We start from the raw sequence: 25062 nt of genomic DNA on the forward strand, positions 1-25062 counted from the left end.
CGTTAGTTGCGATCCACTCCCGGATATCCACCTCCGCCGAAATCGCGATCCAGTGCAGCGTAGTCGATGGCGCTACCATTTCTGGGCAATAACTCAACAAACGCGACGAGCTTGGGTTTTTTGTAGGACGCGATATGTTGTTTACAATAATCGATGATGCCTGCTTCGGTGTTGTCCGGCGCATCCGCATCGATACCTTTTTCCAGCACCACGATGGCTTTGACGCTTTGATCCCACTTTGGGTCAGGAACGCCGATGACGGCCACCTCGGCTATCGCCGGATGTCCCGCCAGACAGAGCTCAACTTCAACCGGGTAGATATTCTCCTGCCCGGAGCGAATCATTCTCTCCTTGGGGCCAATAAAAGTGAGTGTACCGTCCGTCTCTATTCGCCCGAGGTCATTACACAGGTGCCAGTCGCCGAGGCGTCGCTGCTGGTTCAGTTCAGGTCTGCGCCAGTACTCTGTCAGCACGGTGGCACCGCGCACTGCTATCTCGCCCGTTTCGCCATCAGGCAGGGGCGCACCCGTGTTGTCGAACGTACGAATCTCTACTACCGGCGAGGCCTTGCCCATGCCGCCAATGCCATCAGTGGCCAGCGCTCGGTAGCTGGCGTAACCGAATGTCTCTGTTTGGCCGAAACCATAGGGAAATCTGCCCCACAGGGAGTCGTCCACGGTGATCAGGGCATTCCACTGTGGGCTGCCTGCCAGTGCGCGCAAACTTTTAATGTTTACGGTATGCTGCTGGCTGTATTCAATGACCTGCTCAATCAGCGGTGGCAGAAGGAATGCACCGTCGCAGGATTCCTCCTCAATGGCCTCGCAAATGGCCTGTGCATCGGCGCGGCGAATAAATACGTTGCACCCACCCGCCTGAAACGTCGCCATGGTTTCAAGCAGCGTTGCGACATGAAAAAGCGGACCTACATTCAGATACTTCGCGCGCGCATCGATATTGCGCACTGCGGCAAAGGTGGTGTTTTGCGCCATGATTGCCGAGTGTGAGAGCAGTGCGCCGTTTGGTTTGCCGGCAAAGGCCGCCGTGTAGAGCATCAGTACCGGCGTCTTGGGGGCTATGGCCGCTGCCGGTGGTGCGGAGCCAGCTGCTGCCAGCGCAGCCTCGTACTGATTGGCCTCGCCATCGTGTTGTAGCCAGCGCTGTGTCGCGCCGTTGTATTTATCATGCAGCGCCTGCAGGCCTTCACCCACCTCCTGTTGCTGCCAGATCACCAGTGTCGGCTCGATATCCTCCAGTACAAATTCAAGTTCGGCGCTGGTCTGGCGCCAGTTGACTGGACAGAAGATCGCACCCAGGCGCGCACAGGCAAGAATGCCTTCCAATACTCTGGCGCTGTTCTGCCCAAGCCAGGCAACACGGCTGCCGGGTGCAACCCCCCATTGCTGCCAGGCGGTGGCGAGCGCATCGACGCGGCCCAGCAGTTGTGCAAAGGTACTGTGCAGCCCGAAGCTCCTGTCGATCGCTGCTACGGCATCGGGCGACTGCTGTGCAAGCTCGGTTAACTGCGTGTAGAGATCCGGTGCCTGAGATGTGGTTTCAGATGACATCTGCATTTTCAATCAGCCCATGGCCTTGATGAATTGTCCGCCTTTCATAATGGCTAGAAAATTGTCCTGCGCGCCCAGCACGCTGATGTTCTCGCTCGGGTCGCCGTTGACAACCAATATATCTGCCAGCTTGCCTTCGGCAATGGTGCCCAGTTCATCGCCCAGCCCCATAAACTCCGGCCCGTGTTTGGTTGCCCAGCGAATAACGTCCAATGCCGGTACGCCAGATGCCACATACAGTTCCAGCTCTTTGTTGTAATCGCCGTGTAACGTCATTGCGGTGCCCCAGTCATCGCCGATCATGAATTTGGCGCCTTTTTTGGCGGCATAGGGGAGCACCTTGGCCATGCTGGCCAGATCCTCCTGAATAGCCAGTCCCATGGGGCCGTTCTCCAGGCCATTGCCATCGCGAATAAGCCGTTCGATCAGTGCTTTGGGGAAGTACATGGATGGGCAGACATAGGTGCCGGCGTTGACGATGGCGTCGATACACTCCTCGTCCATCTCATCGGCGTGATCGAGCAGGTCAACGCCGGCCTCAATGGACATTAATACGCCTGCCTTGGTGTCGACATGGGAGCGTACTTTTTTACCGCGGTGATGGGCTGCCTCGACCACCGCATCGAGTTCAGCTCTGGTCATGGAGTTATGGCCTTTGCCGTAGATCAGGGCGTGCCCGCCATCAGCGAAGACTTTCACGACTTCGGCGCCCTCCTTGATCTCCTGTCGCACGCCTTTGCGAAACTCATCGGCGCCATCGCAAATGCGCTGTGCGCCCATGCTGCCGATATCCCACCACCAGAAACTGGGATCGTCATTGCAATCGCCGGTGGTAATCAGCCAGCGACCGCAGGCCATAATGCGCGGCCCTTCTACTACGCCATCTTCAATCGCCTGTTTTAGCTGTGCGTCCAGTGCATCGCCGACAGCGGCGCCGATCAGGTTGGTGTAGCCGAGCTGAAGCGCCAGCTGTGCATTCTTGAACGCAATCAGCATCAGGTAGCCGGGTGGCTTCTCCAGGCCGACCGGCGGGGGTGTGAAATCTATGCCCTCGTAGGAGCCATGCCAGTGCGCTTGTGTCATGCCTGGCATCAGTGTCGCGCCCGCAAGATCAAACACCTGGTCGGCGTCGACCTTTGTCATCTCTGTGTCTGCCGCGATGCGACTGATGCGCTCGCCTTCCACCAATACACTCATTCCCGGACGTGCCGGATTGTCTCCGTCGAGCAGGTTGGCGCCCCTGAACAGAACTCGATTCATCGTCTCTCTCCATGTTTTTTTGTGCTTTATTGGCAGTGAAGCGAAAAAGCATAGCATAGCGGACCGTGTCCGCTGCCAGTCTATCCGAGCCCTTAGATTATATAAACCTATTACTTGCTTGGTAAAGAAAAAATGGCAAATTGTTGTCTTTGCAGGCTGTTGGGTCGACTTAATCCTGATGCTGAAAGGCGCGGCCAAGTTGTAGTTTTGTCCCAATAAACCTCTAATTTACTGGCTTTTATCGACGCAGTGCCGCTCTTGTGAATCGCTTTTGGATAATGCTGGCCTGGGTGTGGAGAGAGAAAATCGACCTCGGACTTGACTTCAATATAACCAAGCGATAGATTGTTTTTCATAATTTTCGGACCCTTTCGGGTTTCAGCCCACCCACGAGGTAGTAAGCACAATGAATAAACGACGCTTCGGCATCTATCACGAACTGGAAGTAAGAGGCCGTTCGGGAGAAATAGAACAGCAATCATTTGGTGAAACCATGCATCAAATTGAGCTGGCTGATCAGTTGGGGTACAGCAGCGCCTGGTTTGTTGAACACCACTTTACACGCGGTTTTTCGCACTCATCAGCGCCCGACCTTGTGCTGGCTGCAATCGCCCGTACCACCAAGAATATTCGCCTCGGCATGGGGGTCAGCCTGTTGCCGTTCCTCAGCCCGATCCGTATAGCTGAACGCATCGGTACGCTGGACGTCATCAGTGGTGGGCGGGTTGAGTTTGGAACCGGTCGCGGTGCGTCTCCGCTTGAGTATCAGGCATTTCAGCGGCCTTTTGAGCAGAGCCGGGAAATCTGGGAGGACCATCTGGCCGCAGTGGAGGAAATATTCGCTGCTGACGGCGCGGAAGTCACGCGTGAGGGGACTTACTACAATATTCCCGGTGTCTCCATCTTGCCGCGTCCGGTGCAGAAGCCCGGGCCGCCGGTGTGGGTGGCGTCAACCAGTCTCGCCGGTTTCACTGCGGCCGCCAAAGGTGGCTACAACCTGTTGTGTATTCCCATTCTGAAGGGGCTGCCCGCACTCGCCGAGGATATCGCCGAGTACAAACGCGTTCTCGCCGAGAACGGACACGACCCCGACAAGGCGCGCATTGGTTGTCTAGTGCCGTGGTTTGTCAGCGGCGACGGCAGTGGTATGGATGAAGCGGTTGCGGCCTTTATGTGGTACATCCGCCGTCAGGTGAACCTGGTGACTCCGCCAGACTACACCGATGCCCAGCACGCGACATACAAGGTATTTGGGCAGTTGGCCGCCGGCATGTCGGAAGAGAAGGCGATAAAAACACTCAACGAACACCGCATGGTGGTAATGGATGACATCGCTGGCTCGAAGAAAGCGATGGAAGAATTTTTTGATGCTGGCGTCACCGATATTCTCGGGCAGTTCCGTGTCGGAGGTCTGTCCAATGAACTGGTTTGCCGCTCCATGGATCTGTTTGCCAAAGAGGTCGCCGCGATATGAGTTCTGATTCAGCCGCCAGTGATGTGCAGTGGGCAAACCGGACGACGCTGCCGGCCAGCAAGTGTCAGCACAGCCTGGTGTTTGGCGGCGACCCCGCCGACAGTCTGGTGCCGGTGTCGCTGGAAGAACTCGGTCTGCTGCGTAATTACTCCGCTGCCACATGGGCGCTGGCGGGAATCAAGCCCAGCGACCGGATTCTGGTGTCTACTGCGCAGGATGGTGGGTTTCCTGTTGCCACAACAGCCGAGGTTCTGGCGCCGTTGTGCAGTGCCATCACCTACGCGAGCCCGCGCGGCCGCCTGCGTTTGCTGCACACTGTCAAAACATTCAAGCCCACGGTGTGGGTAACTACGCCCTGTGCCGCGCTGGATTTTCTCGCGCGTTTGTACATGGAGTTCAACGTCGATCCGTTTGAACTTGGCATAGAGCATATTGTACTGGTCGGCGAGGTCGCCTCAGCCGGCGCACACAAGCGTCTGGCCGATGAGTTCGAATCGGTAGTGACAGATCTGTACTGTGAGCCGATCTTTGGAGCGGCACTGGCAGTGCGCACCAAAGAGGGAATGCAGTCCGGGGAAGCCGGCCTGCTTGCGCTGGCCTCGCTGACCGAGGATACGATCCTCAGCACCGACTGGAGTGTCGACAGCAAGGCGGAGATTGTCCTGACCCTGACGCAGATCGATGCGCTCAAGGGTTATGTGGTGCGCACCGGGCATGTGGTTTCACCGGATCAGGCCGTGAACAGCTTTCATCACACTGTTGGTGATCGCCTGCTGGCCCGGGGGCGTTGGATTCCCCTGTCGCTGATGGGTCGATCCCTGAAGCTGATCGATGGCCTGCAGGCCTGGCAGTTGCAGGTCGAGCGCGGCGAAGGAACGCTGGACCGGATCACGCTCAAAATGGGGCTGAACCGTGAGTCGCTGATCGGTAATCCCATGTGGAATGCACGTATCCGCGAGGCTGTCGCGGCGGTAACGCCGTTGGCCGTCACCACGGAAACCTACTATCTGTCTGAGGACGATGAGCAGCCACAGGGTCTGGTTGTCGATCTGCGCGAACATCATCTGGGCGGTGGAGACGGCCTAAAACCCGATGGTGGGTGGCCATTGTGAGTGATGGCGCCCAGGGCACTGCGCTGGTCACCGGCGCAGGAGGGGGTATCGGCGGAGCCATAGCCGACGCGCTTCACCGTGCTGGCTGGCAGGTGATCGGTGTTGATCGCCAGTTTGCACAACCCGATGCGGGGTATCTTGCACAGGCCATCGTTGTCGATCTCTCTGATCAGGCGCAATTGCGTCGCACACTGGAACAACTCCTGGAACAGATGGCCATTGAATGTCTGGTTAACTGTGCTGGCATCAGCGAAGTGAAGCCGTTTGCGGAGCAGGAGCCGGCGATGTGGCAACAGCTGCTGGACGTCAACTACCTGGCACCACTCACCGCCTGCCAGACATTGCTGCCTGCAATGATAGCGCGGCAGCGCGGCTGCATTATTCAGATAACATCTGACTCATCCCGCACTGGTGCTGCGGGTGAGGCGGCGTACGCCGGCAGTAAAGCGGCGCTGGTGGCCTTTTCCAAAAGTCTGGCGCAGGAAGTGGGGCGACATAATGTACGCGTCAATTGCGTATCGCCGGGTGTGATACTCACTCCGATGTCAGCGCCCAACAAAGATCTGCTGGAAAAATTTGCCAAGCGTGTGCCTTTGAAGCGGTTGGGTAACCCCGAAGATATTGCTGGCGCGGTGAAATTCCTTGCCAGTGATGAAGCCAGTTACATCACCGGCCAGATTATGAGTGTGGGCGGCGGCTTGACCATGGTCGACTGAGACAAATGCGGCAGGCGAACCACTAATGACAACATTACACAATCCAGCGCCCTGGCAAACGATTCCGCAGATGCTGCGCGATAGTTGTCAGCGCTATGCGCAGCACGCGGCAGTGATTGATGGCCATGTCACGATCAGCTATGTCGAGTTGGGCCGTCGGGTTGAACACTGTGCGAAGGCAATGGCGTATCACGGCGTCAAACCCGCAGACCTGGTGTGTATCTGGGCGCCTAACAGTTGGCAGTGGATTGTCTGCGCGTTCGCCTGCTGGCAGCTTGGTGCTGTCGTGGTGCCGGTGTCATCGCGCCTGAAAGCCCGCGAGGTCGGGCCGGTGCTGCAGCGCACGGGAGCGCGCCTGCTGTTTTCTGTTCAGGACTGCGGTGGTACGGATCTGCCCATGCTATTGGCCAACCACTATGGGCGGCACGATGAGCGCCCCGTCCACGGGCTGTCAGCACTGGAGCAGGTGATCTGCTTCGATCAGCCCTCCGACCTTGCGCACTGCAGTTCCTACGAGGCGTTCCTTGGCGAGGCTGGAGAAGCGGCGGGCTCAAATGCACAGGATACCGGGGATCAGCTGGCGGAAATTCTGTTTACCTCCGGCACCACCGGCGAGCCCAAGGGTGTGATGCTGAATCAGCAGCAGGTGTTGCAGGCTTTCTGGGACTGGAGCGACCTGGGTGGACTCAATGAGCATGACAATTTTCTGGTGATACCCCCGTTTTCTCATGGCTTTGGTATCAATGCTGGTATTCTCGCCTGCGTGATGCGCGGTATGACGCATGTCGTGGTCGACTTCTTCGATCCGGAGGCTGCACTGGGGCTGATTCAGTCGCACGCCGTATCGGTGATGAGTGGCCCACCTGCGCTTTTCACCGCGCTTGCGCGTAAGGTCGCTGAACCCGAAAACGGCAGTGCGTGCAACACATTGCGCGTCGCTTATGTCGGCGCTGCCCATGTGCCGCAGGAAACCATTTCTGAAATGCAGACCACGCTGGGCATCACACGCGTGATCAATGCCTATGGGCTTATCGAAGCCTGCGTTGTCGCGATGACCCGGGCGGATGATGACAATGCCACGATCTCCAGAACGGTCGGTCGTGCCCTGCCCAATGTGGCACTGAAAATTGTTGATGACGCCAATCGGGAACTTGCCAACGGCGAGGCGGGCGAAGTGTTGGTGAGCAGTTACGGTGTCATGCAGGGCTATTTCGAAGCGCCTGATCTCACGGCTGCTGCGCTGACTGAAGATCAATGGTTACATACCGGCGACATCGGCGTGCTGGATCAAGCTGGCAACCTGACCCTCGTGGGTCGCAAGAAAGAACTGTTTATCTGCAATGGCTTCAACGTGTATCCGAGTGAAGTGGAAGATCTGTTGTTGCAACACCCCGACGTCGTACAGGCGGCGGTGGTCGGTATACGCCATCCAGAGAAAGGTGAGGTCGGCGTGGCATTTGTCGTGTCCAGTCCCGCCAGCGTCGATGAGTCGACGCTGATCCACTGGGCCAAAGAGAACATGGCGGCCTACAAGGTTCCGCAGCATATCTATCCCGTTGACCAGTTGCCGTTGAATGCTAATGGCAAGGTACGCAAGGACGAGCTAACCCAACGTGCAATACAACACAGTAATTAATGAATAGACTGGAGTTTACACCGTGGCCGAAGTAACAGAGTCCAACCCTAACGTCCGCCCTTCGAGCGCTGGCAAGCAAATGAAATTTTCATCGTTTCATTTGTTCAACAGACCCGACAATTTGAGCGTCAAGGAAGTCTATGACTATCAGATTGAACTGGTTGAAACGTTGGAAGAGTGTGGTTTTGACGGCATCTGGTTGGCCGAGCACCATTTTCGTGATTACGGTGTCTGCCCCGATACACTGGGTATGTTGATGCATCTGGCAGGGCGGACGGAAAAGCTCAGGCTGGGTACCGGCGTTGCCATTTTGCCGCTGCACAACCCGGTATCTGTTGCTGAGGCGGCAGCGCAACTGGATCTGCTCAGTAACGGTCGGCTGGATTTCGGCGTTGGCCGCGGTTACCAGGGCTCGGAGTTTGAACGCTTTGGTGTTGACATCAAGGAAGCTCGGGGCCGTTACAACGAAGCGTTGGATATGATTATCGGCCTGTGGACGCAGGAAAATTTTTCCTACGATGGCCAATTTTATCAATGCAAAGACCTCAGCATTATCCCCACGCCATTACAGAACCCACACCCTCCTATACATGTTGCTTCGATCAGTCCCGAGACGATTGAACTCACCGCCAAGCGCGGCTTGCCGCTGCTGATCGACCCGGTTGCGACCTACAAGAATGTGGGGAGAGCAGCGCACAACTGGCGTGAGGCTATGCTGAAGAACGAGCGGAACCCCGACGAGCACGATTTGTGTGTGATGCGCAGTGTTTACGTGGCCGAGACCAATGAACAGGCCAAGGCTGATCTGGCCCAGTTCGAAATCGGCTTTGACCGCTCAAAAATCGTCAATGAACAAAGTGCGCCGATTGATCCCAAGACTGGGAAAATAGCCGACGGCTTTGAATTCTGGCAGAGTCGCTACATGAAGGGTGGCACCATCAGTGATGACTTCCGCTGGGATCAACTCGAAATTGCCGGTGACCCAGAGCGCGTCGTCGGCCAGATAAAAGCCCTGCAGGATTTTGGCATCAGTAACCTGATGTGCGATTTCGGCAGCACCAGGCCTATGCCGATCGCTGACATGAAGCGTATTATCCACTTCTTTGCGAAGGAAGTGATGCCCGCCTTTAAGGATTAGCATGACGACAGACAACCTCACGCAGGACACACACTAGCATGCCTGCGAGCGCTATGGACAGTCGCGCTCACGGTAAGGCGGCAATTGCCGGGGTTGGCTTTACATCCTTCAGCCGCAATGCGCCAGAGAGTGTGCTGGAACTGGCACTGGCAGCAATCGATGCTGCGCTCGCAGATTGCGGCCTGCCCGCCGAGGCCGTCGACGGAATCCTCAGCTACCACCTCGGTGATTCGGTACCGGTGACGACTGTTGCCCGCTCGCTGGGCCTGCCCCGCCTGCGCTGGCACAATGAAATCTATGGCGGCGGCAGCCAGTGTGCATCGATACTGTGGGAAGCAGCGCAGGCCATTGAGAGCGGTCTGGCAGAAACTGTGGTGATTTTCCGCGCGCTCAAGGGCCGCAGCGGCAAGCGCATGGGGCAGATCAGTCACGGTTCTGCAGATGGGCTTGAGGAGCAGTTTGTGACGCCCTACGGTAATCGCGGGCCGGTCAACACCTTTGCGCTCACCGCCCAGCGCTGGTTGCATGAACGCCAGTTGAGTGAAAATGCGCTGGCCAGTGTGGCCATCGCGCAGCGCAGCCATGCACAGAGTAATGAGCGCGCGATGTTTCGCGAGCCGCTGGATACCAGTCAATATTTTGCCGCGCCGATGATAGCCTCACCGTTGCGGCGACTCGATTGCTGCCTGGAAACGGACGGTGCCTGCGCGCTGGTGATTACCAGCACAGCGCGGGCGCGACAACTTTCCCGGCCGCCGGTGCGCATTCACAGCGCCGTGCGCGGAGGCGGTGCCGGTGGTAGTTACTGGGACAAGGCGGAATCGCTGGACAGCGTGTTCTCCCAATATATTGCGGATGAATTGTTTCGCATCAGCGGTATCGGTGTCGCCGATATCGACATCGCCTATCTTTACGACGCCTATACTTTCCTGATCCCCGCACAGTTGGAAGACTTCGGCTTCTGCGGTCGGGGTGAGTCAATTGATTTTATCAGCAGCGGTGAGACACTGGCGGCGGGGTCGTTACCGGTGAACAGCAATGGTGGCATGTTGTCAGAAGGCTATGTGCATGGCATGAACAATATAGTCGAGGCCACGCTGCAGGTGCGCGGCTCCGAGGGAGCGCGGCAGATAGCAGGAGCCAGTACCGCATTGTGCACCGGCTTTGGCGGCCGCTATGGCTCGGCCGCCCTGCTCACCGCAGATGGATAACCCCATTTTTGACGAGATATTTTGATGAGTGATTCAAACAGCAAGGGCAATTGGGGGCGCTGGGGTAAAAACGATCAGCGCGGCGCGGCGAATCTGGTGACTGCCGATGTTACCCGGCAGGCGACTGGTGCCGTGGCGAGCGGTAGTGTGCTCAGCCTCAGTCTACCCATTCGGGGATCGACATCTTCCAATGCCGCCAGTCGCGTGCCGCATATGAAGGGACGCCCATTGCCGCAGCATTTTATGTCAGTAGACGGTGGTGATTACGCCGCGGGTGCCAGCCATCCCGCCGGGGGGCGCGCCATTGCTGATGATGCCCTGATGCTCTCGCCGCACGGCACCACGACGCATGTCGATGCGCTCTGCCACATGTGGCGCGGCGATGAAATTTACAATGGCCACAGCGCCAATCGCATTCGCAGTTATGGGGCGACGCGATGCGGCATCGAAAACCTGCAACATCTGGTAACGAGGGGGGTATTCCTGGATATTCCCGCGCTCGATGGGCGGCGCCACCTCGACCCGCTGGAGCAGATCAGCGTGGCGCAGCTGCAGGCGGCCTTGGACGCGCGTCAACTCACGATTCGATCGGGCGATGCGATTATTTTTCGCACCGGTTGGACGGAAGTATTCTCTACCGATCCGGATTTGTATTGGTCCGGAGAGCCCGGTCTCAGTCCGGAGGCGGCGCTGTGGTTGGCCAAGCAGGATGTCAGTCTGGTCGGCTCCGACAACTCAGCCATCTGCAGCCTCAACCAGAGCGGGCTGTCCTGCGACGAGCTCGATGATGACATCCATATGATCCTGCTGTGGGAGCACGGCATCTACTTGCTGGAGATGTTATGGCTGGCGGAACTGGCCGAAAGACAGGCGGGTGAATTCCTGTTTATGTTGGCGCCACTCAATATCAAGGGCGGTACCAGCAGCCCGGTCAATCCACTTGCGGTGCTCTAGTGTCTAAACCTCACCCCATTGTCACGCCGCTGACGCAGCCCTATTGGGATGCCATTGCACAGGGCACACTGGCACTGCAGCGCTGTAGTGCGTGTCGACACTGGATTCACTTCCCCGAACCCCGCTGCCCGAGCTGTGGCGGGCATGAACTGGGCTATGAGGCCGTCAGTGGGCGCGGCGTTGTAGAATCGTTTTCCATTATCCATCGCAGTTTCGTGCAAGGTTTCGGCAGTGAGCCCTATGCTATTGCCTGGATTGCACTACCGGAGCAGGCGGGGCTGCGAACAATGAGCAATATCGTCGATTGCAATATCGACGACATTGCAATTGGCTCGAAAGTCACAGTGTGCTTTGAGCAGCGCGGTGATTTCGGTGACATCCCTCAATTTACGCTAACGAATAATAACCAGGAGGACTAGCACGCAATGACAACAAAATTTAGCAATTATGGTTATGCAGTCACCACCGCCAATGCACTGCGTATACCGGACGCGATCGCGCTGAGCTATCGCGGACAACAATTCAGCTTCTTTGAACTCAATGCCAGGGTAAATATCACCGCCAACGCATTGCTTGCCGTAGGCGTGAAGCCGGGCGACAAGGTGGCCGTGTTGATCCACGATGCGCTGCCGATTGCGGAGTGCTATCTCGCGCTGGCCAAGATCGGCGCTGTCATCGTCGCGCTGAACCCCTATTGGACTGATGAGGTCATGCTGGCGATGCTCAAGCACTGCGAGATCGATGCATCTCTAACCCAGGCACAGGATAGTGAACGCATAGCGGCGATGCGTGCCGAGCTTCCCGCCGCGATTACCTGGCTGCAACTGGAGGCTGACAACCTGCCTGCGGATACTGCAAGCCTCGTTGCTGCGCAACAGAATGCTGATGACAGCGAGCCCGACACAACCCGGGGCGGCGATGACCCGCTGGCCTACTTCTTCACATCGGGTACTACCGGGCTGCCCAAAGCGGTGGTGCACACGCACAACAGCTGCCGCTCAATGGCGGACATCTGGCTGGCCCTGCCACGGGACGAGGATTCGGTGTGGGGTACGGGCACAATTATTTGGGGTGTTGGCTTCCCCTGTACCATTGGCGCCGCGCTGTACGTCGGTATGCGGGTGGCGCTGGAAGATGATTTCGGCCCCAAAGGCTTGCTGGATGCCATCACCCGTGAGCCGATATCGCATTTTTGCGTGATCCCCAGCTTTTTCTCTGACCTGCTGGCCAATCACAATCATTCTAATATTGACCTGAGTTCCATTAGCGTCGTCCTGCTCGGCGGAGAGCCGTTGGCGACCAATCTTCTGAATAAGATCAAGGAGCGCATCCCCAACGCCGCGCTGTACGCCTTTTACGGCCAGACAGAGGCGCCTTACACCTGTTTTGGCAGGCTGGACGATGGCAGCCAAGCGGCCAATGTTGCCGGTCTGGCGCGCCCCGGGTGTGCCGCACAGGTGCGCGATGGCAACGGTAACAGGGTCACAGATGTTGTCGGAGAACTCGCTGTTACCGGGGGGCACTGCATGCAATGCTACTTCGGCCAGCCGGACAAAACCGCGCAGGACTTGCGTGATGGCTGGTTTTTCAGTGGCGATATTGCTGTTCAGGATGTACAGGGGCGCATAACTGTTCTAGGGCGCCGAGAGGATTCAATTCAGCGCGCCGGACACTTTGTTCAACCACTGGATATCGAAGACGCCGCCATTGGTATTGCGGAGGTCACCGAGGCCGGCGCCGTTGGCGTTGATCGGGAGGGGGCTGAGCGCGCCATTTTACTGGCGGTTACCACAGACGGTGACATCACTGAGGCCGCAATACTGGAGCAACTGCAGCGTACTCTTCCCGCTCACGCGGTACCGGACCACGTGGTGATCGCCGATGAACTGCCGCATAGCAACGACAACTCCGGCGGCAAAGGCAAGTTGCTGCGCAAGCAGATCAGTGCGCAGTTTGCGCATCTGCTGGCGTCCTAGTTTATTGTTTACAGTCCAAAGGATTACTGAATAATGTCAACAAGCGAGCTGGTATCGCGCACTGCGGGTGCGTTCAAACAGATGGCAAAGTCTGTTTATATTCTCTCATGTTTTAAAGAGGGCGCTCGTTATGCTAGCGTTTCTTCAGCTGTGTGTAACGTCAGTAACGATCCGCCGTCGCTGCTGATTTCCATGGAAAAGTCCGCTTCGTTCAGCGGCCTGCTTACACCGGATACCCCATTTGCTGTTAACATTCTGGGGGCAGAACAGCAGGGCATCCTCGAGCATTGCATGAGTGCAAAGGGAGAGGCGCGCTTTGATGCCGGGGAATGGGCAGCGGTGAATGAACAACCCGTGCTGTCGGGCGCCCAGGGCAGTTTCATCTGCCGTGTGAGCGAAGTCATCAGCGTTGAAACGCACAATATCGTCATTGCCACGATTGAAGAGTCGATGTGTAATGACAACAGTAATGCACTGGTTTACGTTGGTGGAAAGTTTATCCCGTTGCATTCGCTGTAATATGGAATCTGCTTATGGGTTTTTGTTATCGGTGTGGAAATCCACTGGAGATGCGAACGCCCATAGGCGATGATCAACAGCGCGAGTGCTGTACCGCCTGCGACTACGTCCACTATACCAATCCGCGTATACTCGTTTCCTGCCTGATACACAGCGCCACGAGAATTCTCTGGATCCGCCGGGGCCTGGAGCCCTGCCGGGGTCTGTGGGCGATGCCTGCAGGGTTTATGGAGCAGGGCGAAAGCCTGCAACAGGCCGCGGCACGTGAACTCAAGGAAGAGACCGGGCTTCGGATTGATCCCGGCGACCTGCAGCTCAGTGTGCTCAGCTCACTGACCTTTATCGATGAAGTCTATATTGTGTTTCGCTGTTTTCACGAGGAAGTGGCGCTACCGCTACGCAACGACGAAATACTGGATGTCGCCTGGTTAGAGGAGTCGGAAGCGCCCTGGGAGCAGCTGGCCTACCCGGATACCGAGCCGTTCATGCGCAGCTTCTACCGCGAAGTCTGCAGCGGCAAATTCGGCATTTATCTCGGTGAGTTCAGCCGCCTGCAACAACAACTGATGAAGTTGTATACAGACGCGAGTGCCTAGGTGCTCAGAAGCTCCATTCTACGCCTACCGATGCAGTGCGTGGCTTGTTGGGACGAGCGCCGTCGGGAATGCGTGACACGATGGCGACTTCGTCAAACAGGTTTTCCACTTTCAGGTAGACCGTGGTCTGCTCCTGTAGTGTGTAGCGACTGATGTAGTCCACTACCCACAAGTCTTCGCTGCGATCGTACTGGTCGCCACTGTCGTTGCAGCCCACTGTCATGCACATCTCATCGATATATTTCACGGTCAGGTAGTTGTTCCACCCCATCGCGGTTTCGACACCCGCACGCAGGCTAAACGTGTTTTCGGGGATTTGCGCCAGCTTGTCGCCATCCTCGAAGCCGTTGTCGGGGTTGTCCTTGCTGATCTGGCCATCGGTATAGGTGTACATAATCTCCACGGGGAAGGTGAGTGAACCCGCGTTGAAAATGCTGTTTGCCTGCAGTTCCAGACCGCCGATCTCGGCGTTGCCGGTATTGAACGAGCCGGATGTGTCGCCGTTGCTGCAAGGGGAGGCGTTGGAGCAGTACTCAATCTTGTCGTCGAAATCACTGTAGAACACGACGGCTTCCACAAACCAGCTGCCGCGATAGCGCACGCCAGCTTCATAGTTGTCGCTGGTTTCCGGGTCGATATTATCAGTTGCAGAGCCGCCCAGCGGTGCGAAACCGCGGTGGGCCCCGGCGAGTATCTGCCAGCTATCGCTCAGATCGTAGGTAAATGAGGCACCGGGGAGCCACTCGTCATAGTCAGCACTGATTTTACGGGAGACGGTATTCTGGCTGGTATCGGCGTAGCGTTTCTGCCATGAATCGATATCTTCGTAGCGCAGCGCCAGATTCACCAGCAATTCATCTGTCACCTGCCAGGCATCGACGGCCCATACGCTCAGCGCCTGCGCCTGTTCCTTGAGGTTGTCGCTGCCTGTCGGCGTCGTGGTTTCCACATACACCAGTTCGCCATTGATTTGATCGTATATTTCAGTGGGTTGGAATCGATTCATCTCATCCTGGTGAGGCCGCACGCCCACGGCCAACTGGTGGTTGTCCACGGTGATATCGAAATTGACATCCAGTCCGAAGGATTTGTATTTACGGTTGTTGTGCTTGTATTTCAAACCGGCTTCATCTTTAGTGCCGTGCAGCACGCCCAGCGCATCGGCATCGCCCGCGTTGCCGGCGTCGATATATGCACTGCCGCCGCTGAGTTTGAACCAGTCGCGGGAGAACTTGTTGTAGTAGCCGGTGGCGGTCATACTCACCATGTCGTTGAACGCGAAGCGATAGACCGCACTGTAACCCTCGTGGTCATTCTTCATCTTGTCGATGCTCGACAGGCCGTAGCGGCGCTTGTCATCGCTGTTGAAATCGTCGTCGGTGAGGCCGAGGTAGGTCTCGTCGGACGTCTCTTCGGAGTACTGGGCTTTCAGCAGGATGCTCTGCCGGTCGTTTTCCCAGCCCAACTTGCCGACGTAGTCGTGCAGATCGAAACCGGTGTCGGCGTGGGTGCGGTCAATCTTCTTGTAGCCGTCGCTGCGCCGCTGCGAGGTTTCCACCAGAAAGCTGAAGCCGTCCACACGGCCACCGTAATTGGCCAGCAGGTTGCCCTCGTTATTCTCGCCATAGGACAGGTTCAGGTTACCGCCCATGTCATCGGGGATCGGGGTTGAGACCATATTCACCACGCCGCCGGTGGTTTGCGGCCCGTAGCGCAACAGCGGCGCGCCCTTGAGCACCTCAATGCTATTCATGCGCAGCGCGGTGGGAAAATAGTAGGCAGCGGGGTTCGAGTACGGCGCCGGCGAAATCAGGACACCATCTTCCATCAGGGTGATCTTTTCGGAGCGCTCTGCCGTTGCGGCGCGGATACCGATATTTGGGCGCAGGCCGTAGCCGTCCTCTTCGAGAATGTAGACACCGGGCACGGTTTTCAGCAGTTGATTGATATCGCCAGTAGCCTGCAGCAGTATCTGCTCGTGGCTGATCACGGATCCGGACCCTGCCAGTTTTCGTGCGTCGTCGACGCTGCCCACAATGGTCATTTCTTCTATTTGATGATTGTCCGCGAATGCGATGTCAGTGGACATAGCCGCAATAATTGCTGCGCCGATTGTGTGACGTTTCATAATATTCCCAATTAGAGATAGCCGTGGAGTTGCGGTTGTCGTCCAGCATTCCCGAATTATTCGGGTAACGACTATTATAATGATAACCACTATCAATAATAAATGAGATTAATTACCGTTACTACCCTATTGGCCACAGTATAAGTTGTTGAACTGAAAGTCATTGGCCGCCGCACTGGCCCATACCCCGGCCCCTGTACTGGCCCCGCACTGGCTCCCGATAAGGACGTCGAACGCATCCGGCTGGCTGTCTCCGCACTGGTCCCGCACTGGTCCCGCACTGGCTCGGCAGCATGAAATAGTCCCCGCGGAGGTCATGGCCGCCGCAGGTGCCAGAAGCCGACTGGAGTGCGACGCAGGCATGTGGCGATGAAGCGTCTCTTTTTCCCCCATTTTCCATTCCTCACAGTCATGTAACGTGCCCGTCACATTTGCTACTTACTATCCATGCACTGACGTGAACCCCGGTGTCCAGCACTCGCTCCCGAGTGAGGTGCACGGGCAACAACTATTTAAGGAGTAGTCCTGTGCTCAAGCAGAATGTGCTGGCAGTGCTGGCCGCAATAGCCCCCGTTACCCTATCGACCACTACCTATGCTGCAGATGAAGGTATTTATATAGGTGCCAGTATCGGTCAAACCAACGTGAAGCAGAATGCGGCCCACTACGGTTACTCCGGCCCCTACGATGTGCAACTCAATGATGACGATACCGGCTGGAAGGCCTATGTGGGCTACAACTTTTTTCCCTGGCTGGGCGTAGAGGGTGGTTATATCGATTTTGGCAGCATATCGCGCACTGTTTTCACCCAGAATATCGATGTGGACTTTTCCGGCTGGGATGCCTTTGCGGTTGGCCGCTTGCCGGTCGGGCCGGTCGATATCTTCGTCAAGGCGGGCTTCATCGCCCTGAAGTCAGAGCTCGATGTCAGTGATGCGGGCTCCAGCAACAACACCGATACAGAATTCGCCTTCGGCGCTGGCATTGCTTACGACTACGAAAACTGGTCGGTGCGCGTGGAAGCTGAGAGCTTTGACAGCAGCGTCACGAAGGACTTCTACTTCGTTTCCGGCGGTGTCAGCTATTTGTTCGACCTCTAGCCGACGCCTTTGGTCAGGCGCGCGGCCACCTGCTGCCGCGCGCCGCGACAGCCGTTACGCCATTCGGTGCAGCGCGCAAACCTTGTTGCCGGAGGGATCGCGCAGATAGGCCAGATACAGCTTGCCGATGGCGCCATCGCGCACACCGGGAGGATCTTCGCAACTTACGCCGCCATTGGCGATTCCCGCTGCATGCCACGCTTCCGCTGCCGCAGGGTCTTTTGCTGCAAAACCGATGGTACTGCCGTTGCCGGGCCCCGCAGGCTCGCCATTGATGGGCTTGGTGATTGAGAAGATACCGCTGTCGGTGAAGTAGAAACAGCGGCCCTTGTCGTCGAAGACACCGGGTGCGTGTCCCAGCGCGCCGAGTATCGCATCGTAGAAAGCCTTGGATGCCTCGATATCGTTTGCACCCACCATGATATGACTGTACATCGTAATTCTCCCTTTGATTGGCTCGGGGTACGCTGGCTGCACGCGGCAATACCCTCACTGCGTTTGGGCCGCGTTATCACCCCGGGGGGCAGTGATTATACGGAGTGTGCAGCCTCTGCGTATACCTGGTTGCGGCTGTGGGTTACCAGCTGATTTCGACCTCGATACTGGATTCATCGCTTTCGATCTCAACCTCAAACTCGACTTCGACCTCATCGGGCACCCGGATGTTGACCTTGACGCCGTCCTGGGTAAAGTCCACGCCGTTATGGCGGGCAAGCGAGTCGGCCAGCTTGTGTAGTATGCGGGCGGCTTCTTCGCGGCCCATTTTTCGTTTTACTGAGATTTCCATCAGGTCCATATCGGTTTCTCCAGATGAGTGTCGACGAGGTAAGCAAAAGCATACCGTGCTCCAGTGTTCGCTTGCGTCTATTTGAACAGATCAAGCCAACTTGTCCAAACCTCTGCTACAGTTACTGGCGCTGGCTGCGAGATCAATGCGAATTTCAGGTGAGCAAGGCTTTTTTCACGCCGTACTGGAAAAGCGTCGGTGGTGAACGATGAAGCAACCAGTGCAGACACATACTCTAATAACCCCAATGTAAGGATAAGGACAACAGAAATGGATCAGGAGCTGCAACGGCGTCGAGAGCAGGTAGTGCGCGAACATTTTGACTCGGAGGTGTCGCAGGAGTTTGAGCGCACACTGGATACCTTCAACAAACCGCACTACGAGATAATGGCTACAAACGAAGTCTTTGATGGAGCCGAGGCGGTGATGGAATATTATCGGGCTACCCGGACCGCGTTTCCGGACCAGCGCCACGATAACGTCCGAATGCATTTTGCCGAGGACTGTGTGATTACCGAGTTCGACCTGCTGGGCACGAATAACGGTGTGTTCTACGGGCTTGAACCCACAGGAAAAGCGTTTCGGGTTCCCGTTTGCGCCATTTTCTTTTTTGAGGGTGACCGAATCGTCAACGAGCGCATCTATTTCGATTCGGCCAGCCTGGTCACGCAGATTGGCCAGGGTGAAGCTCTGGCGGCGCGGCTCGCCGCCAGCTAGTCGCTATTCCGGCAGGGCAAACGCGTACAGATAGTCTCCATAGCCGCGCTGGAACATAAAATGCCCGCCCGCGTTAATGACCACGTACTGCCGCCCGTTGTAGACGTAGGTCATGGGGGTTGCTGTGGCATCGTTGGCGAGTGTGTACTTCCACAGTGTTTCACCGGTATCCACATCAAACGCACGAATCTGCCTGTCCATGGTGGCACCGATAAAGAATACCCCGCCGTCGGTTGCGATACCGCCGCCGAGGTTGGGCGTGCCCCAGTCGATATGAAACGGCGCGCTGATCGGCCCCATTTCATGCACTGAGCCCAGTGCGGCCTGCCATTTGACAGACCCCGCATACAAATCTACCGCAATCAGTTTCCCCCAGGGTGGTGGATTGCAGGGGATGCCCAGCGGTGAGGTCAGGGCGCCAATTTCAACATTGTAGGGCGTGCCCTCCATGGTCACTTGCATGCGCTTGCCACTTTGGGGGTGATCCGTTCGGGCGCTCGAGCCATCGCCCGAGGCAGTGGGGATCAACTGTCCGGTAAACGCGGTGTTGTTGATATTGACCAGCAGTACGCCGGAATCTCCTAGCAGCGCCCCGCCGCCCCAATTGGCACCCCCAAGGCTGCCAGGGTACATCAAGCTCAGCTGTTCACTCAGCGGGGTGAACAGGCCCAGGTTATTCAGTGCTGCCACTTGTTTCGCGCAGTGCCCCCTGTCCCATGGCGTCAGACCCCAGACGTTGGACGGTATCAGGAAGGAGTCTACCAGCGGTGGCGGGGCGATAGGCTTGGGTTGTGTCAGTGCGATTTGCTCGCCGGGAATATCTGACGGCGGTGCCGGATGCTCGGTAATTTCCCAGAGTGATTCACCGGTCAGGCGGTTGAGTACGAACACAAAGCTCTGCTTGGTCACCTGCACCAGTGCGGGTATGGATTCGCCATTTTTTTCCCACTGAAACAGGATCGGCTGTGCCGGCGTGTCGTAGTCCCACAGGTCATGGCGCACATGCTGGAAGTGCCAGCGCACGGCACCGGTTTTCAGATCCAGGGCGACAATGCTGTTGGCGTACAAGTCATCGCCGGGGCGGTCAACGCCGTAGTAGTCCGGCGAGGGTGCGCTGGTGGGCAGGAACAGCAGCCCGTTCTCCTCATCGACTGACATCGGCGCCCAGACATTGGCAGACCCGCTGTTGGGATGGCCGAGCAGGGGGTCAAATTGCCACACCGGCGTGCCGGTATCGGCATCAAAAGCCATTACTGTGCCTCGCGGTGTGGTGGCGCGGGCAAAATCGATAATGCCTGAGCCGACGACAACCACGCCGCCGGCAATAGTGGGTGCCGACGAACTGCTCAGGTCGCCCGCTATGTAGCCCTCTTTCCCGTAGAGTTTTATCCTGCCTTTGCTACCGAAGCGCGAGCAGGGTTTACCGTCGCGCGCATCAATGGCCCACAACTTTCTGTCGTGCGTCGCGAGAAACAGGCGATGGCGACAGTGAGCAGCCTCCGCGACGCGTGGCTCCTCTGCATAACTGACGCCGCGGCAGCGGAAGGTCCTGTCTCCACTGCGATCTATCTCCGGGTCAAATTCCCAACGCTGTGCTCCCGTGCCGGGGTCCAGCGCGATAACCCGGTTGAACGGCGTGCAGTACACCAGCGACTGGCCAGCGGGTTCTGGCAACAGTATCGGTGTGGACTGTGTAGAGGTGTTCTCCATGTCTTCACCGTAGCGTTCAACATCACCGCTGCGGTGTACCCAGGCGACGTCCAGATCGGTGACATTGTCCCTGTCAATCAGCGCGGCGCCAGAGTAGTGACGACCGCCCTGGTCCCCGCCGTAGTAGAGCCAGCCATCATTGGCAGATGCTGCCTGGGCCAATAGCAGGGTGGCGAGGGGCAGTAGGGCATTGCGCAACGACATCAGTTCAACGATGCCTGCTCAGGCAGGTTTTCAGGTGACAGGCTTTCGTCGGATTCGGCCTGTGGCAGCGTTGTGTCCGGTACCTCTGCCTCAGGCGGTGTCACCTCTGGCGTTGATATTTGCGGCGAAGGGGTCTCAGGTAGAGGCGTAATGCGCAGCAGGGACGGTACGCCGCCCTCCGATTGCCAGGTAGGGAAGTGTGAGTTGGTGGTGTAGATGGCGCCATCCTCCTCGGAGATCTCGATGTCGCGGGTAAAGAAACGCTGACGAGGCATCGGATACACCTTCCATGTTTCACTCGCGATATCAAAACTCAGTATCGTGTCTGACTGATTGCCGTTCACCCAGACAATTCCGCGCTGCTTGTCGACATTGAGCGCATAGGGTATTTCATTTACTACTGGCAGTTCATAGGATGTGAACGTATCGGTGTTCGGGTCATACTTCACCAGCAGTGAATCCTGGAAAGCGACAATCCATACCATGCCGTCGGCATCCACGCGAAGTCGTCGCGGCCCTTCGAACGGGAAGTCGACCATTGTCACTTCCAGCGTCTCCGGGTCTATATGCGCGATGTCATTTGCATACAGGCGAGTTGCCCAGATACCGCCGTCGGGCGCCACGTCGATACCATAGGGCATCGGCAGCCCGATTGACTCGCGGCTGGGGCTGGGCTGTGGTCGGTTCGCGGGGTCGAAGGCAAAAACCAGAGGCAGCGATTTGAGAATCAGCCACTCCTGAATACCTCTGGCGGGCAGGTCAATCAGTGTGAATTCATTCGTTGTGCGATCGAATTTTGCAACTTGCGAGGAAAGGGCCAAGGTGAACCAGACTCTGTCTTTGGCATCGATGCGGATGGTGTGTGGGTAATACCCACCGGGCATCTCGTGGGTCGTAAATTCCTTGTTTTCAGGGTTGAACTCCAGCAGTGCCTGCTGCATGGAGGGCGTGACAAAGATATTGCCGTCTTTTGGCGATACGGCAAAGGAGTGCACGCCCAGAAAATTGTGCATTTTCGGGAAGGTGACGAACCGGTTTCCGAGAATGCCGCCCGGTGTCTGTTCGTCGGTGTGCGGGACTTTGTAAACGGTATACTCGCCGCTCTCGGGGTCGATTTCATACAGGCGATCAAACAGGTTGTCGCCGACATAGATATAGCCGTTGGGGTGGATCAGGAAATCGTGCATCTGCGAAAAGCCGTCACCGATGATCCACTCCTTCATTTCGATGCCGGAAAGGTGATCCTCCCAGGCTCGCGGCTCAGGTACTACCTCAGGATTTTCACGCAGCTCGCGATACTCTTTTTGCAATAGCTCGGCCAGTTGCTGGTGTTCGTCACCTGGTAGTCGCGCCCCGTAGCTGTTCATTCGCTCAAACACAGCGATCCATTGCTCCACCGTGCGCTCATTGCGCATAAAGGGTGAGGCTTGCTGGTGGCAAAAAGAACAGTTCAGTTCGAAGCTGTCTTTCAATTCCTTATCACCGCCGAGGCTCAGCTGCGACAGCCAGACATTCGAGGGAAAACTCGCGATATACTGCTCCTTCGTCATCGGCACCATCGTCACATCCAGCGTTGTGGAACCGGTTCGCTCGCCGTTGTTTTCCTCGCGGATAACCTGATCGACATACCCCTGGCTTCTGATTCGGTACTGCACAGCACCATCGGGCGATGGGAAGCTGACCAAACCATCGGCGTTTGTGAATCGAGTAGCGGTTGTATCAGCAGGTGTCAGCACGCCGTGAGGTGCGTAGCCATCGTCGCTCAGATCTGCCACGACCTTTTCCGTCAGTGTTTGCGTCACCATCACGCGCGACAGGGTTTCACCCGCCTCGTTCCTGACGACGATATGGGTGGTTTGATTGGTGGCATGGCTGATTGCAGAAAATAAAAGCAAAACTGCGAGTATCGTGCGTTTTGACATGGCATCACTCCCTATCAGAGAGCAGGAGATTATCATTGCAAGCAGGTATTTTCACGGTATTTGTGGCTTGCCAGCGAGGTGCGTCGGCACTGGCTGGATAGTGCATTGTCAGTGGGCTTCAGTAACTTCGTGATGCAATCGTGTCCGCCTCGGGTGTAACTTATCGTGGAGAAACCGTCCCCTCAGTCTTCCCGTTGCGAAAGTACAAATGCCCCGTCGCTATTGTCGCGCTGGGCATAGAGGTCTGCGAGAAAGAACTGTAGGCTGGCGACTTCTTCTATCTGGTGGCGTTGCCACTGCTCCAGCATTCGGGGGTGAAACACCTGGTGCCTCAGGTACCCGTTTAGCAGCGTCCCGACTACGGGCAACGATGAGCCGATAACAGTTTGAACGCGATATTCAGTGCCGCCGTCTTTGGGGGTGAATATATGGCGCACTTCACCAATCGGGATACCGGCTACTTCGGGTATGGCCAAAAAACCGGCATCCGAGTACTCGACAATTCTGGCCGCGCCGCGACTGTCATAAATCCCGAACCACTCTTCACGGCTCACCAGGGCACCCAGCCCCATTCCGACGGAGCCATCGCTCGCCGCTTCCAGCACCCGGATCGTGCCGTGTTCGGTTGGGTGAAAAATATGGTATAGCGGGTAGCTTGCGCCGTTGAGTTCGACCGTGGATATGGGCAGGTTGCGATAGAACCATGAGATCATCGCCGGTGATATATCGGGAAGAAAGAAATGCTCGACTTCAGCGTATATTCTGCCGTCCTCGCCAACGTTCCAGTCCGTCTGAGCCAGCCGGTAGTCGGGCAAGGTCCAGGGCAGATCGCGGGGTGAGTCCCTTTCTATCTGCCCGGGTAAAAGCAGTATCAGTACTGCCGCGAGCGCGGCAATGCAGACTATGAGTACTGCACCAATCGATTTGCTCAGCGAAGCCATCACAGTCTCCAGAATCGTCCGGTTTCTTCAAGCCTGTGATTGTAACCCGTCAATGCCGCAAGGTGCCCGCGAGGACACCAGCGGTATTTTCTTGGTCGGTTTTATGTGCGGCGACGCTTCGCGTTTACGCCGATCAGTGCCAGGCCCAGCGCAAATAGCGGAATAGTGGCCGGTGTAGGGACTGAAATAAGCGATTTTTGCAGTGAGAAGTCGGAGCTGAACGTCCCGATACTGTCGACGGTGACTAGCAGTGCACTGCTATCAAGGCCATTGAGAACGTCATTGCAAATACTCTCTCCGATACCCAGGCCGCCACAGGGGTCGCTGGCAAGCAGGGCTTGCAGGGCGAGATCGGCAATCTCTGATGTGTTGTCATTGATGAGGTCCAACAGCGTCGCTTCGAGTTCAGCCAGCAATTCGGGGCTGTCGAGATTCAGCAGGTAGTCACCGAGAATCGTTTCACCATCTGGCTGCAGGACACCCTCGTAATCATAGCTGCCCATCAGGGGGCCGATGACTGTGCCGGACTCGCTGACACTGGTAGCGCCGGATTGAAACTGTTCCCGCACCAGGTCGTCGACGGTCAGTGCCTCACCGAGTAGCGGTGTGCCAAAGTCTGTCAGGAAAATATCCCCGAGTGGAATCTCGCCATTGGTGTTGTAGGTGTAGTTATAGACAGTGATGGGGTCGGTGAGCGAGACAGATGGCGTCAATGGAATAATCTGGGAGGGCAGTGTCACGTCGGGCGTAGTAAAGCAGCCGATAATCGGGATGCAGGTCTCACTGCCAGGAATCAGTACAATTTCCGGTGTAGTTATCGTCACTTCTGGCGTGATTGTAAGTGAGCCAAACTCGAGGCTTGTGTTGAACTGGTAGGGGCGAGGTGGTGCCGGTGGTGAGCGGTACAGTGCCTCTACGCCGCCGATCACCGAAAGCCCATTGCTCAAGCTGAAAGTAACCGCACCGTTGTAGTCTGCCGAGGCCGTGGTCACGGGCACAGCGGCTGCCGGCGTCGCCAGCATTGCGGCGCCGAGGGATGCTGTGAGTATTGTTATCGTATTTCTAACCAGTTTCATTCGTGTCTATCTCCTATAAGGTTTTGGCTGTGGGTGAGGCCAGTTGTGGCGCTGTGTATCCTTCCAATCACCCCGATGAAAGGTTGGTAAGCAAAAATCAAGCCAGAACCTGTAGATGATTGATATACAGAGTATTGTTTCTAAAGTCCTTCGGCGCTACTACATTGATTTGTAAAGAAATTTGACGCCTAAATTTCATTCAATTGCGCAGTCAGCGCAGCACCGAAAAACGTGGTTGCGCTTCACAGCAATGGGCGCTTTGCAGCAGTGCTAGCCGCCTGTCTCTCGATTGCCAGGGCGGCGAACTATGCCCGGCG

At 56.8% G+C, this 25062-nt stretch carries 23 protein-coding genes; 13 read left to right on the forward strand and 10 right to left on the reverse strand.

What is annotated here, in order from left to right; all coding sequences use genetic code 11:
- Nucleotides 1-2: 2 nt before the first annotated feature.
- From AC0L6S_RS19410 to AC0L6S_RS19420, 3 genes are all read right to left on the reverse strand, one after another.
- The gene (locus tag AC0L6S_RS19410; protein ID WP_473425768.1) at nt 3-1568 is read right to left on the reverse strand and encodes an AMP-binding protein; all 1566 of its coding nucleotides are present in this window, start codon (nt 1566-1568) and stop codon (nt 3-5) included.
- Nucleotides 1569-1580: 12 nt separating this feature from the next.
- Nucleotides 1581-2828, reverse strand: coding sequence for a metal-dependent hydrolase family protein (locus AC0L6S_RS19415; RefSeq protein WP_473425769.1), 1248 nt, complete (start codon nt 2826-2828; stop codon nt 1581-1583).
- Nucleotides 2829-2938: 110 nt separating this feature from the next.
- On the reverse strand, nt 2939-3184 hold the full coding sequence (locus AC0L6S_RS19420; protein WP_473425770.1) for a hypothetical protein: 246 nt from the start codon (nt 3182-3184) through the stop codon (nt 2939-2941).
- Between the two features lie 50 nt (nt 3185-3234).
- Between AC0L6S_RS19420 and AC0L6S_RS19425 the strand changes: the two genes are divergently transcribed.
- From AC0L6S_RS19425 to AC0L6S_RS19475, 11 genes are all read left to right on the forward strand, one after another.
- Nucleotides 3235-4302 (forward strand): LLM class flavin-dependent oxidoreductase, encoded by a 1068-nt coding sequence (locus AC0L6S_RS19425; protein WP_473425771.1) that lies wholly within the window; start codon nt 3235-3237, stop codon nt 4300-4302.
- Entirely contained in the window at nt 4299-5414 is a 1116-nt protein-coding gene (locus tag AC0L6S_RS19430) for a hypothetical protein (protein ID WP_473425772.1), read from the forward strand. Before AC0L6S_RS19425 ends, AC0L6S_RS19430 begins: the two co-directional genes overlap by 4 nt.
- Nucleotides 5411-6130, forward strand: coding sequence for an SDR family NAD(P)-dependent oxidoreductase (locus AC0L6S_RS19435; protein WP_473425773.1), 720 nt, complete (start codon nt 5411-5413; stop codon nt 6128-6130). Before AC0L6S_RS19430 ends, AC0L6S_RS19435 begins: the two co-directional genes overlap by 4 nt.
- Nucleotides 6131-6155: 25 nt before the next feature.
- On the forward strand, nt 6156-7766 hold the full coding sequence (locus AC0L6S_RS19440) for an AMP-binding protein (RefSeq protein ID WP_473425774.1): 1611 nt from the start codon (nt 6156-6158) through the stop codon (nt 7764-7766).
- 79 nt (nt 7767-7845) lie between these two features.
- On the forward strand, nt 7846-8904 hold the full coding sequence (locus AC0L6S_RS19445; RefSeq protein ID WP_473425775.1) for an LLM class flavin-dependent oxidoreductase: 1059 nt from the start codon (nt 7846-7848) through the stop codon (nt 8902-8904).
- Nucleotides 8905-8942: 38 nt separating this feature from the next.
- Complete coding sequence (locus AC0L6S_RS19450; RefSeq protein ID WP_473425776.1) at nt 8943-10115, forward strand: thiolase C-terminal domain-containing protein; 1173 nt, start codon at nt 8943-8945, stop codon at nt 10113-10115.
- A gap of 24 nt (nt 10116-10139) precedes the next feature.
- Entirely contained in the window at nt 10140-11069 is a 930-nt protein-coding gene (locus AC0L6S_RS19455; RefSeq protein ID WP_473425777.1) for a cyclase family protein, read from the forward strand.
- On the forward strand, nt 11069-11488 hold the full coding sequence (locus AC0L6S_RS19460; protein WP_473425778.1) for a Zn-ribbon domain-containing OB-fold protein: 420 nt from the start codon (nt 11069-11071) through the stop codon (nt 11486-11488). Before AC0L6S_RS19455 ends, AC0L6S_RS19460 begins: the two co-directional genes overlap by 1 nt.
- Nucleotides 11489-11494: 6 nt before the next feature.
- A complete protein-coding gene (locus tag AC0L6S_RS19465) occupies nt 11495-13045 on the forward strand; it encodes a class I adenylate-forming enzyme family protein (protein WP_473425779.1) in 1551 nt (516 codons plus the stop codon).
- 33 nt (nt 13046-13078) lie between these two features.
- On the forward strand, nt 13079-13564 hold the full coding sequence (locus AC0L6S_RS19470) for a flavin reductase family protein (RefSeq protein ID WP_473425780.1): 486 nt from the start codon (nt 13079-13081) through the stop codon (nt 13562-13564).
- 14 nt (nt 13565-13578) lie between these two features.
- The gene (locus AC0L6S_RS19475) at nt 13579-14160 is read left to right on the forward strand and encodes an NUDIX hydrolase (protein WP_473425781.1); all 582 of its coding nucleotides are present in this window, start codon (nt 13579-13581) and stop codon (nt 14158-14160) included.
- Between the two features lie 4 nt (nt 14161-14164).
- On the opposite strand, the gene AC0L6S_RS19480 is transcribed toward AC0L6S_RS19475, so the two are convergent.
- A complete protein-coding gene (locus AC0L6S_RS19480) occupies nt 14165-16288 on the reverse strand; it encodes a TonB-dependent receptor family protein (RefSeq protein WP_473425782.1) in 2124 nt (707 codons plus the stop codon).
- 527 nt (nt 16289-16815) lie between these two features.
- On the opposite strand from AC0L6S_RS19480, the gene AC0L6S_RS19485 reads away from it, so the two are divergent.
- Nucleotides 16816-17388 carry an outer membrane beta-barrel protein gene (locus AC0L6S_RS19485; RefSeq protein WP_473425783.1) on the forward strand — a complete coding sequence of 191 codons (573 nt, stop codon included), beginning with the start codon at nt 16816-16818 and terminating at the stop codon, nt 17386-17388.
- Between the two features lie 54 nt (nt 17389-17442).
- Here AC0L6S_RS19485 and AC0L6S_RS19490 read toward each other — a convergent pair whose 3' ends face one another.
- Together AC0L6S_RS19490 and AC0L6S_RS19495 are read right to left on the reverse strand one after the other, a co-directional pair.
- Nucleotides 17443-17823: a VOC family protein gene (locus AC0L6S_RS19490; RefSeq protein ID WP_473425784.1), complete on the reverse strand. Its 381-nt coding sequence runs from the start codon at nt 17821-17823 to the stop codon at nt 17443-17445.
- Between the two features lie 142 nt (nt 17824-17965).
- Complete coding sequence (locus tag AC0L6S_RS19495; RefSeq protein ID WP_473425785.1) at nt 17966-18184, reverse strand: amphi-Trp domain-containing protein; 219 nt, start codon at nt 18182-18184, stop codon at nt 17966-17968.
- A 261-nt stretch (nt 18185-18445) separates the two neighbouring features.
- Here AC0L6S_RS19495 and AC0L6S_RS19500 point away from each other — a divergent pair, with 261 nt between their 5' ends.
- Nucleotides 18446-18892 carry an ester cyclase gene (locus tag AC0L6S_RS19500; protein ID WP_473425786.1) on the forward strand — a complete coding sequence of 149 codons (447 nt, stop codon included), beginning with the start codon at nt 18446-18448 and terminating at the stop codon, nt 18890-18892.
- 3 nt (nt 18893-18895) lie between these two features.
- Here AC0L6S_RS19500 and AC0L6S_RS19505 read toward each other — a convergent pair whose 3' ends face one another.
- The 4 genes from AC0L6S_RS19505 to AC0L6S_RS19520 all read right to left on the reverse strand — a co-directional run bounded on the left by AC0L6S_RS19505 (nt 18896) and on the right by AC0L6S_RS19520 (nt 24745).
- Nucleotides 18896-20806 (reverse strand): pyrroloquinoline quinone-dependent dehydrogenase, encoded by a 1911-nt coding sequence (locus AC0L6S_RS19505; protein ID WP_473425787.1) that lies wholly within the window; start codon nt 20804-20806, stop codon nt 18896-18898.
- Entirely contained in the window at nt 20806-22728 is a 1923-nt protein-coding gene (locus AC0L6S_RS19510; RefSeq protein WP_473425788.1) for a Vgb family protein, read from the reverse strand. The genes AC0L6S_RS19505 and AC0L6S_RS19510 overlap by 1 nt, the downstream gene beginning before the upstream one ends.
- A gap of 182 nt (nt 22729-22910) precedes the next feature.
- Entirely contained in the window at nt 22911-23669 is a 759-nt protein-coding gene (locus tag AC0L6S_RS19515) for a hypothetical protein (protein WP_473425789.1), read from the reverse strand.
- A gap of 101 nt (nt 23670-23770) precedes the next feature.
- The gene (locus AC0L6S_RS19520) at nt 23771-24745 is read right to left on the reverse strand and encodes a hypothetical protein (protein ID WP_473425790.1); all 975 of its coding nucleotides are present in this window, start codon (nt 24743-24745) and stop codon (nt 23771-23773) included.
- Nucleotides 24746-25062 lie beyond the last annotated feature (317 nt).

The organism is Halioglobus sp. D3-4, from assembly GCF_055809315.1.